The 15,268-nt window shown below is 53.1% G+C and carries 12 protein-coding genes and 1 other annotated feature; of the genes, 4 read left to right on the forward strand and 8 right to left on the reverse strand.

Translation table 11 applies throughout. From position 1 onward, the window contains the following. Positions 1–30: 30 nt before the first annotated feature. The 3 genes from P398_RS0113025 to P398_RS0113035 all read right to left on the reverse strand — a co-directional run bounded on the left by P398_RS0113025 (position 31) and on the right by P398_RS0113035 (position 5,679). Positions 31–639, reverse strand: coding sequence for a hypothetical protein (locus P398_RS0113025; protein WP_029335636.1), 609 nt, complete (start codon positions 637–639; stop codon positions 31–33). Beyond that, positions 639–4,379 (reverse strand): DUF5057 domain-containing protein, encoded by a 3,741-nt coding sequence (locus P398_RS0113030; protein WP_147287413.1) that lies wholly within the window; start codon positions 4,377–4,379, stop codon positions 639–641. The genes P398_RS0113025 and P398_RS0113030 overlap by 1 nt, the downstream gene beginning before the upstream one ends. Positions 4,380–4,464: 85 nt before the next feature. Further along, on the reverse strand, positions 4,465–5,679 hold the full coding sequence (locus P398_RS0113035) for a bifunctional folylpolyglutamate synthase/dihydrofolate synthase (RefSeq protein ID WP_029335638.1): 1,215 nt from the start codon (positions 5,677–5,679) through the stop codon (positions 4,465–4,467). Between the two features lie 108 nt (positions 5,680–5,787). Between P398_RS0113035 and P398_RS0113040 the strand changes: the two genes are divergently transcribed. From P398_RS0113040 to P398_RS16905, 4 genes are all read left to right on the forward strand, one after another. Further along, positions 5,788–7,227 carry a protein adenylyltransferase SelO gene (locus P398_RS0113040; RefSeq protein ID WP_029335640.1) on the forward strand — a complete coding sequence of 480 codons (1,440 nt, stop codon included), beginning with the start codon at positions 5,788–5,790 and terminating at the stop codon, positions 7,225–7,227. A gap of 89 nt (positions 7,228–7,316) precedes the next feature. Continuing rightward, positions 7,317–7,772, forward strand: a complete 456-nt coding sequence (locus P398_RS0113045) for an ASCH domain-containing protein (protein WP_029335641.1) — start codon at positions 7,317–7,319, stop codon at positions 7,770–7,772. 186 nt (positions 7,773–7,958) lie between these two features. Further along, a complete protein-coding gene (locus P398_RS0113055) occupies positions 7,959–8,153 on the forward strand; it encodes a hypothetical protein (protein WP_024369843.1) in 195 nt (64 codons plus the stop codon). Continuing rightward, the gene (locus tag P398_RS16905) at positions 8,150–8,326 is read left to right on the forward strand and encodes a hypothetical protein (protein WP_160151240.1); all 177 of its coding nucleotides are present in this window, start codon (positions 8,150–8,152) and stop codon (positions 8,324–8,326) included. Before P398_RS0113055 ends, P398_RS16905 begins: the two co-directional genes overlap by 4 nt. 97 nt (positions 8,327–8,423) lie before the next feature. Here the strand turns inward: P398_RS16905 and P398_RS0113065 are convergent, their stop codons facing one another. From P398_RS0113065 to hemC, 5 genes are all read right to left on the reverse strand, one after another. Then, entirely contained in the window at positions 8,424–11,075 is a 2,652-nt protein-coding gene (locus P398_RS0113065; RefSeq protein WP_029335643.1) for a valine--tRNA ligase, read from the reverse strand. Positions 11,076–11,131: 56 nt separating this feature from the next. Further along, positions 11,132–11,355 (reverse strand) — a binding site (T-box leader). 47 nt (positions 11,356–11,402) lie between these two features. Next, entirely contained in the window at positions 11,403–12,707 is a 1,305-nt protein-coding gene (gene hemL, locus P398_RS0113070) for a glutamate-1-semialdehyde 2,1-aminomutase (protein ID WP_029335645.1), read from the reverse strand. Then, positions 12,704–13,684 carry a porphobilinogen synthase gene (hemB, locus tag P398_RS0113075; protein ID WP_029335647.1) on the reverse strand — a complete coding sequence of 327 codons (981 nt, stop codon included), beginning with the start codon at positions 13,682–13,684 and terminating at the stop codon, positions 12,704–12,706. Before hemB ends, hemL begins: the two co-directional genes overlap by 4 nt. Then, positions 13,681–14,346, reverse strand: a complete 666-nt coding sequence (locus tag P398_RS0113080; protein ID WP_029335649.1) for a uroporphyrinogen-III synthase — start codon at positions 14,344–14,346, stop codon at positions 13,681–13,683. Before P398_RS0113080 ends, hemB begins: the two co-directional genes overlap by 4 nt. Next, positions 14,339–15,256, reverse strand: a complete 918-nt coding sequence (gene hemC / locus P398_RS0113085) for a hydroxymethylbilane synthase (RefSeq protein ID WP_029335650.1) — start codon at positions 15,254–15,256, stop codon at positions 14,339–14,341. Before hemC ends, P398_RS0113080 begins: the two co-directional genes overlap by 8 nt. Between the last annotated feature and the right edge of the window lie 12 nt (positions 15,257–15,268).

The following is a 15,268-nucleotide window of genomic DNA, read 5'->3' on the forward strand; positions in this document are numbered from 1 at the left end:
AAGGACAATCCGCGACGGATTGTCCTTGTTTTAGTTTGATCCATATCCTTTTTGCTGCAGTGCCTCGAGCATGAGTTGTTGGTCTTGTTCCATAGTGAGTTGCTCTACGGTGTCAAAGGGAATGGCCGCTTCATCCATCCGATTGATTAAATCGATGAATGCTTCCGAGTTCCCATCATGAATCGCACGAACCAACACGTTCGGATGTTCGTTTAAAAAAGATGAGTCGATTCGCTCATGTGCGAGCTGCCACTTTTCAGGTTCATCGTTCAAACTGTACAGTCCCTCGAGTAACGTCTGAGACGGGAGCGCCACATTCAGCGGTGCCCCAGCCTCAACAGTACGTTGAAATTGTTCGAACGTCATCAAGTCAGCGAGGTACACCCACTGCTCGTCGGATAACTTTCCACCTTGTTCATATAAGACAATCGCTGTGTTGACATCGAATCGCTCGACCGCCTCACTCATCCATCGATCGTCCACACTTACGAGCGGGCGATTGAGAATTCGTTCTAACCGCTCCACATCACCATCCACCATCGTATGTTCGACTTGTTGCTTTTGATACAACATATATCCCGAGGCGCTGAGTCCGGCGAACAATAATATCCCAACGAGTATGGTTACTTTCCATTTCATCAATAGTAATCTCCTGCATCATTTGGCGTGCCTGGGTTCGGATCATTGCCTTCCCGGACGCGGACATAAAATTCGCGATAAACGATGGACGGTCCTTGATCGTTCGAGAAGAAGCGACTGACGTCTTCGGTCGCAATTTGAACTTTGGCCAGTCCTGGTTTTTTAAGTCGGAGTTTCGTCTGATTGACCACTTCCACGACATCCGTACCTTCGGCCACTCTCATTCCAAACCCTCGAATGTTTGCCGTCGCCGGCAAGAAGACCGGTTCATATGTGTATGGAGAGTTTTCCATATACAGCTCGATGTTCGGGGCAAGAACATCTTGTGGATATTCTTTGACTTCAATCGATGCGGTCACTTGTTGCGATGTGAATTGTTCAAGGGTCCCTTTGACAGGAATGGAACGGTTCGACGTTCCTGGTCCTTGAACGGCTCGAACAGTCACACGATCGAGTGTTGGATTTTCAAGCGTCACTTCTTTTGTGTTAACAGGCAGTGTCCAAGAGATCGGTAGTTTAACGGCTCCGCTCTGCGTCATGGTCAACTCTCTCGCTTGTCGAACCATTGCCCCGGATTTGTCGCGGTACACCCATAAGGTTGTCTGTGATGGAGAAATACTGAGGGTCGGCAATGCGACTTCAACGTTTACTAAAATAGGGATAACAGACTGTGTGATTGGTTGATTGATTAGCGACACTCTCACTTGCGCCGTTCCCGGAGTGCTACCTTTCACCTTGAGCGTCTGCTTTGTTCCTTCGACGACAGTGATGACATTCTGACCAGAGACGACCTCAAATCGGAAATTCCGGTAATCTTCATTCACTGACTTAATTGTCGGTTGAATCGTCCCATCTTCTCCAACGAGCAACTTCAAGCTGTTCGCAACAAACTGTGTCGGTGGATCGTCGACGATGATGTCGATTTCATTCGATTGAATCGTTTTTCCAGTCACCGGTGACGTGTACTCCACACGAACGGTCGATTTTCCAGGTTTTAATCCTTTCAATGTCGCGCTGTTATTGACATAACTCGGTGATAACTCGACTACATCTGAGCCGACACGCCAACGTAAATCAAGCTTCCGAGATGTAACTGGTGTGATGGCCGGCGCAATTTGTCGCACCTCATTAATATTCAAATAAATTGGTCCAGTGAGTCGTAGTTGCTCAATCTCTTTTTCAAGAATAGTCGTATTGACGGCTGATAAGTTCCCGGATCCTCGTTTTTGCACATCATGCTTATCTGTTCCGTTTGAATTGTGTTCTGCGTCAAATACGTAGTTAAATTTACCTTTATCGAACGAGTAATTTCCGACTTTCGTCGCCGTTAATTTCACTTCCACTTTCGTATCATTCACTTTGCAGGTCTGATCACCCTTTTCAATGAGACACTGACTCGTGAAAGAGCCACTCACTTTGTTCCCATCGACTCTCCAACCGTTCGGTAATGTGCTCGGGACGACCGCGTAACCTGTCGGAATGACGTCTTCCACATTAATCGTCCAAGAGAATTGTTTATAAGCATTTCCGTTTGGCGACTGAATGAACGGGACAGACTGATTAATATTGTATGCGAGTGTGACTTGATTGCCCATCTCGGTCACTAACGGACTGATCGTACGAGAGACGAATGCTGCTTCTTCTGAAGCAAGTACATCGACCGTAAATGTCTCAGAGGAGGTGATAGCTCCCTTCGCACGTTGCTCTTTCGTTTCAATTCGAACGTTCAACGTTGACCCGGCCTTGGCTTTATGGTCATAAAAGAAACCGGTCGCTTCATCGTTTCGTACGCTAGCGAACTTCCCATCTTCTTTCGGAAACACTTGTTTTCCGTCGACAAGGACGCGCGTATCTAAAAATTGGTCTGCAAAGTCATAGTCGATGGACTTCCACGACAAGTAGAGTGGTTCGATGTCATATACGGTCCGTTTCTTCGACTCGTTCATGACCGGTGCAAGTACATCAATCTTTGGAGCATGGTTTGATCCGATAAAAGCACGGAACATCGTATTGACGAAGATCTCTTTCTCATCTTGCTCATTAAACGTTTGGACATGACCCGCCCCAGAATACGTCAAGTTGCCGACCGTATACATATAATAATGGTTTGCGCTGTCGCCTACTGTACGGTTGTCACCGACCAAGTTGAACCAGGTCGTCAATTCCTCATTTTCTAAATCGAGTGAGAAGTATTGGTTGTGTGTTGTCTTAACTTTTTTTGTCGTACCAGTGCTCGCACTCAACTTATACGGATATTCAGTGAATAAACCGGTAGCCGTTTGAATGACCGATGTCGAGGGATTTTGCGCATAAATCCCCATGTTCGTATATTCACGCGTCGCGAAACGGGAAGCGAAATTTGATTCCCAACTGTTTGTTGCTTTAAATTGACCGCTCGTCTCGGTCCGATATAACATGTCATGCGTAAACATGACGCCACGACCTTGATCCATAAATTTTATCAATTCTGGATGAACACAATCGTCATTAAGAGTAGAGATGTAAGTATCATTAAAACCGAAGATAATTAAATCTTTACTGTAAAACCATTTTTGATTAGTGGATATTTTGTTACCACATACTTTGTCAATTAATTCTTTGTAACTAATCGTCTCTAAATTAAATGAATAAAGATCACTATGACTTAACATCTGATTGTTTACGAAAGTATCGCTTAACTTTCCTGTAGTTGCGTTTTGAGTCATATCCGACGTAACTTGCAGAACGTTAGCTACCGCCTTCTCATCTTTCAACAAAAAACGGCCGGTCTGATAAGAATAGGTGCGGGCACTCGGATCTTTCAACACGAGCTTCCAGTATCGCGGGCTCGTGTAACTAGGCGCATCGATACGATAGCTGATTGATCCAGCTTGCTTAGCAGGCAATGTTTCGACCCATTCGTTCGGAGTGAATCGGTCATTGCTGTCTAGGTCGATGTACAATTCGACCGTCGCATTGGACGAAGGAGCGTTCTCAAGAGTGTACTCAAATCTGATTTCCTTACCGCGCTCAGCTGGAACGATTGAAGTTGTCGATTTCACATCGACCAATGACGTCAATGTCTTCGTTCCTTGCTTCATCACGACTTGTTTGACTTTATTTGGCTCATACATATTAAAAAATGTATTCAATACCGTTCTTGCCTCGTCTATTGTTTTAAACACAACAGCATTAGTTGGTTTTAACAGATTAAATTTTTTTACTGTATTATTTTTTGTGGCAAACACGTCCTCATGAAGCAATACCGGAACGCCGTTCGCAAGAAGCTCACGTTGAAGTTGTTGCACCTTCAACGCTGTAATGTCATTATCATACACGGTCGTGTTATGCGACTCTTTCGTTACTGCTCTTATATTATCGAACCCACTTAAGTTGGAATCGTACTTAACCGTTTTTGCGCTGTATTTCTCTTGGCTATCCGTCGCCCGTGAAGGACCAAAGACGACAGCGTCATATTTCCCTAACAAATCCTCTCGGGAGGCGTTGAACTGTTTCATCGTCATCGTCTGAACAGTATATCCAGAACCTAGGTTTAGTTGTGAGGCGATTTTCTCCTTCACATCAATTGTATTCTCATTTGATTTCGCTATATCCGTTAACTCCAAAATGACTGGTTTGATAGAAGTATTAGCTGATACGGTCGTATAAACTTCAAATAAAGTCGAAATAAGGAGTGATGTTAAGAAGACGATTGCGACGAATGCCGCTACGGGTCGTTTCAATCTTCGCTGACTGACCATGGTGCGTTTCCTCCTTGGGATATGAGTTGATTAAGACATACGTTCTCATACTCATTCATACGCTTTAAATGGATGGAAAACAAGGTCATTTTTGCAAACCTTGGAAATACGTTCTTACTTCACTGATGAAGTACAGCGACCCCGTCACGACGAGCGTCTTCGACTTCGGATTCTTCACCCAACGGTTGAGCCATAGTTTCCAGTCGACATAGTCGGCCCCGTCCTCAATCAAACTTTCTTTCGTCCGTGTCCGCGGGAAATCGAACGTCGTCTCGTACACTGTTCCGACCGTTTGAAGCGACGCCACCATGCTGGCTCGGTCTTTATCGGCGAGGATGGCCGCGAGGATCGTCACGTCGTCTTCAATCCGCAACTGTTCGACGAGTGCGGCGACCCCTTCCGCATTGTGTGCCCCATCGAGCACAATGCGCGGCGTCTTCGACACGAGCTCATATCGACCTGGATGCTGAGCTGTCTCAAGCCCTGACCGAATCGCCGCTCCTCCCCATCCGAGATGGCGCGCGACGGCGACGGCACACGCCCCGTTATACGCTTGATGGTGTCCGGTCAATCCGAGCGTCACCGGAAGCAAACCGTCATATGTCACGACCGTTTCGCGCCCGTCCTCGATCGACGTGACGAGTGATGTGACGTCATGAATCGGGGCGTCCATCGCCTCTCCTCGTTCGTCAAGCAACCCGATCAACCGCTCATCCGTCAAACTATGGAACATCGGCACACCTCGCTTCATGATGCCGAACTTCTCGAGCGCGATCTCTTCGAGCGTGTCACCGAGGATGCCTTGATGGTCGTGCCCGATAGACGTGACGACCGTCGCGAGCGGCCGTTTCAACACGTTCGTCGAATCGAGCCGACCCCCGAGCCCGACTTCCCAGATGACGAGGTCGGGCTGTTGCTCGTGGAAATAGAGCCACGCCATCACCGTGAGCAGCTCGAACTCGGTCAACGTCTCTGGTGACGCACTCGCACAATCTTGGACCTGGTTCGCGATGCGGACGAGGTCGTCCTCCCGAATCGGCTCCCCGTTCAACATGATCCGCTCCTCGAACTGGATGATGTACGGCGAGATGAACGTCCCGACGTTCAAGCCCTCCTGCATCGCCATCGCTCGCAAAAAGGCGACGGTCGACCCTTTTCCGTTCGTGCCTGCGACGTGGACCGACGGCAACTCCTCGATCCCGAGCTTTTCTAGCATCCACTCGATTCGGGTCAACCCCGGCTTAATCCCGAACCGAAGCTGTCTGTTCAACCAATTCAATACGTCTTGTCTCGTCTCCATCTCCATCCACTCCTATATGTACACTTCCTTTTCATCTTACCAAAATTCGCGAAGCCCTACGTAAGGAATCGGCTGTGCTATACTCGAGGCGAAGAAGGAGGGATTGCGATGACAACCAATTGGAATTTCGAGGCGACGTACCTTGAACTCCGTGACATATTTTATGATCGTGGACCGGTCCACCCGGTCGAAGCACCTGAGCTCGTCTTGTTTAATGACGACCTTGCGAAATCGCTCGGGCTCGACATCGAGGCGGTGAAGCAGGACGTCGCCCTGTTAGCCGGAAATATTCAGACCGATACATCCTTTTCCGAGGCGTATGCCGGACACCAGTTCGGGCACTTCACGATGCTCGGAGACGGGCGCGCCCTCATGCTCGGGGAGCACATCGCTCCGAACGGGAAACGGTTTGACGTCCAATTGAAAGGCTCGGGCCCGACCGAATATTCTCGGGGCGGCGATGGACGAGCCGCCATCGGTCCGATGGTTAGGGAATTCATCATCAGTGAGGCGATGCACGCGCTCGGCATCCCGACGAACCGCGCCTTGAGTGTCGTCAAAACCGGAGAGCCTGTCATGCGGCAACGCCCGGAGCACGGCGCCGTGTTGACGCGTGTCGCCTCGAGTCACTTGCGCGTCGGGACGTTCCAATACGCGGCCGCAGCCGGTTCAATCGATGACGTCATCGCGCTCGCTGACTACGCGATTCGTCGCCACGACGCTGACCTTGAAGGAAAGCCGGACCGCTACGAACAGTTCCTCCGTCGTGTCATCACGCGCCAGGCGAAGCTGATCGCCGACTGGCAACTCGTCGGCTTCATCCACGGCGTCATGAACACGGACAACACGTTCATCAGCGGTGAAGGTCTCGACTACGGCCCGTGCGCGTTCATGGACACGTATCATCCGCACACCGTCTTCAGCTCGATTGACCGGGAAGGCCGCTACGCGTACGCAAATCAGCCGTATATCGGGTCGTGGAACTTGGCGCGTCTGGCCGAGACGCTATTACCGCTCATCGCCGAGACGCAAGAAGGAGCGATCGACATCGCCAATAAGCTGTTGGATGGGTATACCGAGACGTATAAAGAAGCATACTTCACGGGACTCGCGCATAAGGTCGGGCTGTACGTCCGAAAAGACGGAGACGATGCGCTTACGGACGAATTACTTCGCCTGATGATGGAGAGCGAGGCGGACTTCACGAACACGTTCCGCGCGCTCACGCTCGGTGACATGGAATCGCTCGCTTTCGCCAACCGTGACGACGGCAAGACGTGGCTCGCCGCTTGGCGGAAACGCCTTGGGGAACAAGGTCTTCCGGATGAAGATGTGACCCGACTCATGCGTCAGCATAACCCGGCCATCATCCCGCGCAACCATCACGTCGAGACGGCGATTCAAGCGGCCGCTCGCGGTGACTTCGCACCGACCGAGTCACTGCTCGCCGTACTCCGAGAGCCATACGATTATGAAGCGGACAACGGACGCTACGTCTCGCCAGGTCCACCGCGGACGTATCCGTATCAGACGTTTTGTGGCACATGATCCATTCCGCTATCGCGGGATGGATTTTTTGAAACCTTTGTTTGACTCTTTCGTAAAAAATGAAAGGAGTAGGAAAGGGGTCACCAAACATGAATGAACAGACTACTTTATATCGAAATCGATTCTTGGAACAGAATCCATCGCTCCATCCCGATGATATTGAAGCGTTTCAATTCGGTGCAGATGCAAATTATTTAGCCACACTTGTGACGACAGGTCAGAAAACAGCAACATGTTCTGCCCATGTTTTATATGAAATTGAAAATGAAGCCCTTCCCTATGTCGGACAATATGCAATCGTTCTTGATGCGTCCGATCACCCTGTCGCTGTCATTCAAACGACAGAGGTCACCATCCAGCCGATGAATCAAGTTCCCAAAGAATTTGCGTTAGCAGAGGGCGAAGGCGACTATACAGAGTGGTGGAATGCGCATGAGCTATTTTTTACCGACTTGCTTAAAACCTATCAACTTTCATTCACTGAGGACATGAATCTCATCTGCGAACGCTTTAAAGTCGTCCATCATAATTTGAATCTCATTTAGAAAGGAGATAACTATGCGCTTACTCGCTTCACTCATTTCGTTAGGTTTCGCCTGCCTCATCTCGCTCGAGCTGTGGCAAGGTCCGTTTCATAGCGGCTGGGTTTGGTCCATGCCCGTGTTTTTCTTAATCGTTTCGTTTTTTCAGTTCATGAAACATTTGAACGAGCTTGAATGGGAGGAAACAAAATGAAGGTCACAATTGCCGCATTGATGTTTCTCATCCTTTCGGCTTCCTACACGGTATATAGTCTCTACCTCTTATTGATTGGGCAAGCGATTCAGCCCCAATGGACCGGGCTTGCGCTCGGCGCCTTATTCACCTCATCGTACTTCCTGTTGACCAAACAGTTGCCAGCGTGGGACGGAAGTGATCACGAATGAGAATCGTCTATTTCATTTTGATGCTCATCGCCGTGTTTCTGTATGCGGTCTATCTCGTCCATCTGTATCGGGTCGGGCTGACCGATTCGCTCTACATGCATTTTCTTTGGATTACCGCCATCGGCCTCTACATCGTCTGGCTAAAGCGAAGAACCCCCAAACGTCACTATTGACGTCGGGGGTTCTTCGCGTTTACATCCCACAGCTTAAGCTATTGTGACTCCAAAAAAACCTTCTTCGGAGAACGCGTCTCCAAAGAAGGTCAAGGTGTTACTTACGCAACTCTTCCAAACGGGCTCGGACCGCGTCACGTTTGTCGAGGTAGTCTTTTTCTTTTGCTTTCTCTTCGTCGATGACATGAGCCGGCGCCTTGCCGGTGAAGCCTGGGTTGCCGAGTTTCTTCTGAACGCGCTCGACTTCCTTCTCGTACTTCGCCACTTCTTTTTCAAGACGGGCGATTTCTTCTTCGAAGTTGATCAAGTCAGCGAGCGGGATGAACAGTTCTGCCCCCGTCATGATGGCCGACATCGACTTGTCTGGAGCCGTCAAGCCACGCGCGATTTCAAGCTCGGTCGCGTTCGTGAACTTGCCGATCGTCGCCTCGTTCTCGCTCAAGTAGCCTTGTGTCGTGTCGTCACTCGTCGCGATGAAGAGTTGGATCGGTTTCGACATCGGCGCGTTCACTTCCGAACGAATGTTACGGACCGAGCGGATGACGTTCATGACCGCCTCAAACGCAGGGACCGACTCCGCGAAGTGGAGGTCGTCACGGCGTGTCGGGTAGCTCGCACGGACGATCGAGTCGCCTTCGTGCGGCAAGTGTTGCCAAATCTCCTCTGTGAGGAACGGCATGAACGGGTGCATGAGACGCATGATCGAGTCGAGCGTATGTGCGAGCACTGAACGTGTCGTCGCTTTCGCCACCTCGTCCTCACCGTAGAGCGTGAGTTTCGCCATCTCGATGTACCAGTTACAGAACTCTTCCCAGATGAAGTTGTACAGGTAGCGACCGGCTTCGCCGAACTCGTACTTGTCGACGAGACGTGTCACTTGGTCGACCGTGTCGTTCAAACGAGTGAGGATCCACTTGTCGGCAAGCGTCTTCTCGCCTGAGAGGTCGATATCCTCGAACTTCATGCCGTCCATGTTCATGAGAGCGAAACGGCTCGCGTTCCAAATCTTGTTCGCGAAGTTCCATGTCGACTCGATCTTCTCCCAATAGAAGCGGAGGTCGTTCCCTGGAGTTGAACCGGTAAGGAGGAACCAGCGGAGCGAGTCGGCACCATACTGGTCGATGACTTCCATCGGATCGACGCCGTTACCGAGCGACTTCGACATCTTGCGGCCTTCCGAGTCGCGGATGAGACCGTGGATGAGGACGTCGTTGAACGGTTGCTTCCCTGTGAACTCGAGCGATTGGAAGATCATGCGCGATACCCAGAAGAAGATGATGTCGTAACCCGTGACGAGCGCGCTCGTCGGGAAGTAACGTTTGAAGTCTGCTGCATCCGTGTCCGGCCAGCCCATCGTCGAGAACGGCCAGAGCGCTGACGAGAACCACGTGTCGAGCACGTCTTCGTCTTGCGTCCAGTTCTCGCTGTCCGCGGGTGCGTCTTTTCCTACGTATACTTCGCCTGTCTCGTTATGGTACCAAGCCGGGATGCGGTGTCCCCACCAAAGTTGACGGCTGATGCACCAATCGCGGATGTTCTCCATCCAGCGGAGGTACGTGCCTTCGAACCGCTCTGGGACGAAGTTGACTTTCGTGTCGTCATGTCCTTGTGCTTCGAGCGCCGCTTTCGCGAGCGGCTCCATGTCGACGAACCACTGTTTCGAAAGATACGGCTCGATGACCGCGCCTGAACGTTCCGAGTGGCCGACCGAGTGCGTGTGCGGTTCGATCTTGACGAGCGTGCCGTCCGCTTCTAAATCTTTCACGAGTTGCTTGCGGCATTCGAAGCGGTCGAGCCCTTCGTACTTGCCTGCGTTCTCGTTCATCTTGCCGCCTTCGTCCATGACGAGGACGCGCGGGAGTTCGTGACGGTTCCCGATCTCGAAGTCGTTCGGGTCGTGTGCCGGCGTGATCTTCACGCAGCCTGTACCGAACTCCATGTCGACGTAGTCGTCGGCGACAATCGGAATCTCACGGTTCATGACCGGAAGCATGATCGTCTTGCCGACGAGGTGCGCGTAACGCTCATCTTTCGGGTTGACGGCGACGGCCGTATCACCGAGCATCGTCTCCGGACGCGTCGTCGCGATCTCGATGTGGCCTGAGCCGTCCGCGAGCGGGTATTTCATATGGTAGAACGCGCCCTCGACCTCTTGATAGATGACTTCGATATCCGAGACGGCCGTCTTCTGCGCCGGGTCCCAGTTGACGATGTACTCGCCGCGGTAGATCATGCCTTTCTCATACAGACGGACGAACACTTCCTGGACCGCTTTCGAGAGTCCTTCGTCGAGCGTGAAACGCTCACGCGAGTAGTCGAGGCCGAGGCCAAGTTTTGACCACTGGGCACGGATCGTGTCGGCGTACTCATCCTTCCATTCCCACGTCTTCTCGAGGAACTTCTCGCGACCGAGGTCGTAACGCATGATGCCGTCCTCACGGAGCTTCTGTTCGACTTTCGCTTGTGTCGCGATGCCGGCGTGGTCCATCCCTGGGAGCCAGAGCACGTCATAGCCTTGCATGCGCTTCAAGCGCGTCAATAAGTCTTGGAGCGTCGTGTCCCACGCGTGTCCGAGGTGAAGTTTTCCTGTCACGTTCGGTGGCGGGATGACGATCGTGTACGGCTCTTTCGAGTCGTCCTCGTCTGCTTTGAATACGTCGTTCTCTAACCAGTAGTCGTACCATTTCGCTTCCGTCGCACTCGGGTCGTACTTCGTCGGCATGGTGATTTCGTTTGTCTCGTTGGCCATGTGTAATGCCCCCTCTATAAAATGTAAACACAAAAACGGCTTCTCTCGTCCTATACGCTAAGGACGAAAGAAGCCGAATCTTCCGCGGTACCACCTTAGTTCGCCAAACACGTTGGCGCCCTCAAAATCGAATAACGGTCGATGGACCGGACCTCTCTACTCGCGTTCAAAAGGTCAGCTCCGAGGCGACTTCCGCACCATCCTTCGCGGCCTCGCACCAAGCGGCCGCGTCTCTGAGAAAGGATGTTTGTTGCGTACTATTCCTCATCGTAGCTTTTGTTCGTATCTGTTAAACAATTGTAGCGACAGAAGCTGTTTCCGTCAAGATTAGAGTGAAAACTCTTCTTGCAACTCTTTGAACGTCGCTTCGACCGCCGCGATCGTCTGCTCGATGTCCTCGTCCGTATGCACGGTCGAGAGGAACAAGCCTTCGAACTGTGATGGTGGCAAGAACACGCCGCGCGCCGCCATCTTCCGGTAGTATGAGCGGAACATTTCGAGGTTGGCCGATTTCGCCTTCTCGAAGTTCGTCACTTTCTCATTCGTGAAGAAGAAGCCGAACATCGACCCGGCACGGTTCGTGTCGTGCGGGATGTTGTACTTCTCGCCCGCTTTCGTGAAGCCTTCGGCGAGACGGTCGGCTTTGCGCTCGAACTCCGCGTAATGTTCAGGCTTCAGTTGCGACAGCGTCGTGTAGCCGGCGATCATCGCGAGCGGGTTGCCCGAGAGCGTTCCCGCCTGATAGATCGGCCCTTGTGGCGCAATCTGTTCCATGATCTCGCGTTTCCCACCGTACGCACCGACCGGAAGGCCGCCGCCGATGACTTTCCCGAGGCACGTCAAATCCGGCATCACGCCGAAGTAGCCTTGGGCACAGTTGTAGCCGACACGGAAACCGGTCATGACCTCGTCAAAGATGAGGAGCGCGCCGTGTTGTTCCGTGATCTCACGAAGTCCTTCGAGGAATCCTGGTTGCGGCGGGACGAAGCCCATGTTGCCGGCAGCCGGCTCGACGATGACGCCGGCGAGGTCGTCGCCGTACTTCTCGAACGCGACACGGACGCCTTCTAAATCGTTATACGGCACCGTGAGCGTGTGGCTCGCGAGCTCTTTCGGCACGCCTGGTGAGTCCGGGAGACCGAGTGTGGCGACACCGGATCCCGCTTTGATGAGGAGCGAGTCGCCGTGACCGTGGTAGCAGCCTTCGAACTTCAAGATTTTCGTCTTGCCCGTGTAGCCGCGCGCGAGGCGAAGTGCCGCCATCGTCGCTTCCGTGCCCGAGTTGACCATGCGCACCATCTCGATCGATGGGACGCGGTCGATGACGAGTTCCGCCATCTTCGTCTCGAGCTCGGTCGGTGTCCCGAACGTCCAGCCCTTCTCGGCCTGCTCTTGGATCGCTTTCGTCACGACCGGGTCACGGTGACCGAGGATGAGCGGTCCCCAAGAGAGGACGTAGTCGATATATTCGTTGCCGTCGATGTCGTACACACGTGAGCCTTCACCGCGTTCGGCGAAGATCGGTGTCATCCCGACTGATTTATAGGCACGGACCGGGCTGTTCACCCCGCCCGGCATGAGCGGACGTGCTTGTTCGAACGCCGCTTCTGAGCGTGTTTGATTGTAGGTCATGCGTAGTCTCCTTCCAAATAGCGACAGACGTCTTTAGCGAAATACGTGATGATGAGATCGGCGCCGGCCCGTTTGAAGCCAACCATCGTCTCCATGACGATGCGTTGTTCATCGACCCAGTCGTTCATCGACGCTGCTTTGATCATCGCGTACTCCCCGCTCACGTTATACGCCACAATCGGCATATCGAGCGAGTCGCGCATGTCACGGATGATGTCCATGAACGCGAGCGCCGGTTTGACGATCATGAAGTCCGCCCCTTGCTCGACGTCCGATTGCGACTCCCGGAACGCCTCGCGACGGTTGGCCGGGTCCATTTGATAGCCTTTCCGGTCACCTTCACCCGGTGCCGACTGCGCCGCGTCACGGAACGGTCCGTAGTACGCCGATGCGTATTTGACGCCGTAGCTCATGATCGGGATATGGCTGAACCCGTTTTGATCGAGCCCTTCCCGAATCGACGCGACGAAGCCGTCCATCATCGAACTCGGCGCGATGATGTCAGCGCCGGCTTGTGCTTGCGTGATCGCCGTCTGGACGTGAAGCGGCAGTGACGCGTCGTTATCGACGTCACCGTTCTTCACGATGCCACAGTGGCCCGTCGACGTATATTCGCATAGGCACGTGTCGGCGACGACCGTGAGTTCTGGCGCCCACGCTTTCACTTTGCGGATCGCTTCTTGGACGATGCCGTGGTCGTGATACGCTTCCGTACCTTCCGGGTCTTTATGTTCAGGCACACCGAACAAGATGACCGATTGGATGCCGAGGTCGACAATCTCTTTGATCTCGTCCTCGAGACGGTCGAGCGAGAAGTTGAAGACGCCAGGCATCGAGCTGACTTCGCGTTTAATATTCGTCCCTTCGATGATGAAGAGCGGGTAAATCAAATCTTCTTTCCGAACATGGTTTTCACGTACGAGTGCACGCATCGACTTCGATGAACGAAGGCGACGGTGACGGTCGAACTGGTTCATGAAAAATCCTCCCCTACACACTGTATTAATGCATCCATAGTATAACATTCTGGTACCCGGACCGGTAACGTCGACACTTGTCGGACGGCGCGCTCGGTCACTTCACCGATGGCGTACCACGTCCCGTGGAAGCGCTCGAGATAAGGTGTGAGCGCGTGGACGGCCGACGGACTGAGGACGAGGAGCACCTGGACTCGTCCGAGCGCCTCGGCTTCTGTCTCCGTCAGTTCACGACCGACCGTCTCATAGACGACCCAGTCGACGACGTGTCCGAGCTGTCCCATATGGTCCGTGTTCGCCAAGTCGCCCCGGGCGAACAAGACGGTCTCACCCGGTTTGACGACATGGGCCAAATCGTGGAACAACGCCTCGCCCGTATACGTCTTCGGCATGAGCGAGACGGTAAATCCAACGGCCTCGAGCGCTTGTTTCGTCTTCTCGCCGACAGCGGCGACCTGGACGTCACGCGGGACATCCGACAGCGCTGGCACGGCGTTTTGACTCGTGACGACGAGCCAATCGAACGAGCGTGTCGGTAGTGGCGCATCGGTCAATCTCGTCTCGATGAGCGGGACGTGATGAACGGAAAGACCGCTCGCCTCGAGCGTGGCTCGTTGCGAAGCGGTCAATCGTTTTGTCCCTGTGTACCAGACGTCACACATTGACCGAGGCGAGAATCTCACGCCCGCCGCGACCAAGAAGGTCGTCTGCCACATCTTGACCGAGGGCGATCTCGTCTGTCGACGTCTTCGTCACCCGGAGCACTTCTTTTCCGTCGACCGAGGCGATGAGCCCGGTGAGCGTCACGTCGTACCCGTCGACCGTCGCATAACCGCCGACCGGTACGTGGCAGCTCCCTTCGATCGCCTTCAAAAACGTCCGCTCCGCCGTCGCCGCTTTCGCTGTCACGTCGTCGTGGAGAAGTTGGAGGATCGCCGTCACTTCAGCGTCATCTTTCCGGCTCTCGATGGCGAGCACGCCTTGACCGACGGCCGGGACCATCATGTCGGCGTCAAGCGCCTCGAAGTCGACACGGTCCGTCCACCCCATCCGCTCAAGTCCGGCTTTGGCGAGCAAGATGGCGTTGAAGTTCTCGGTCTCGAGCTTCTTCAAGCGCGTATCGATGTTCCCGCGAATCCATTGGATCTCGAAGTCCGGGCGCGCCGCGAGCATTTGCGCCCCGCGACGGAGCGAGCTCGTTCCGATGACGGCACCTTGCGGGAGCGTCTCGAACGTGTAGCCGTTCTCACAGATGAGGACGTCACGCGCATCGACGCGCTTCGGCATACAGCTGATGTAAAGCTCTTCCGGCAACTCGGCCGGGACGTCTTTCATGCTGTGGACGGCGAAGTCGATGCCGCCTTCGAGCATCTGTTGTTGAATCTCTTTGACGAATAGACCTTTGCCGCCGACTTTAGATAATTGGACGTCGACGATTTGGTCACCTTTCGTCACGATTTCTTTGATCTCGAACTCGTTTTTCGCTCCGGCTTTCTTCAGTTGCTCGATAACCCATTTCGTCTGTGTCATCGCAAGTTGTGAACGGCGTGAGCCGACAATGATTTTACGCATCATACTATCCCC

The sequence above is a fragment of the Exiguobacterium aurantiacum DSM 6208 genome (genome assembly GCF_000702585.1).
Classification (GTDB): Bacteria; Bacillota; Bacilli; order Exiguobacteriales; family Exiguobacteriaceae; genus Exiguobacterium; species Exiguobacterium aurantiacum.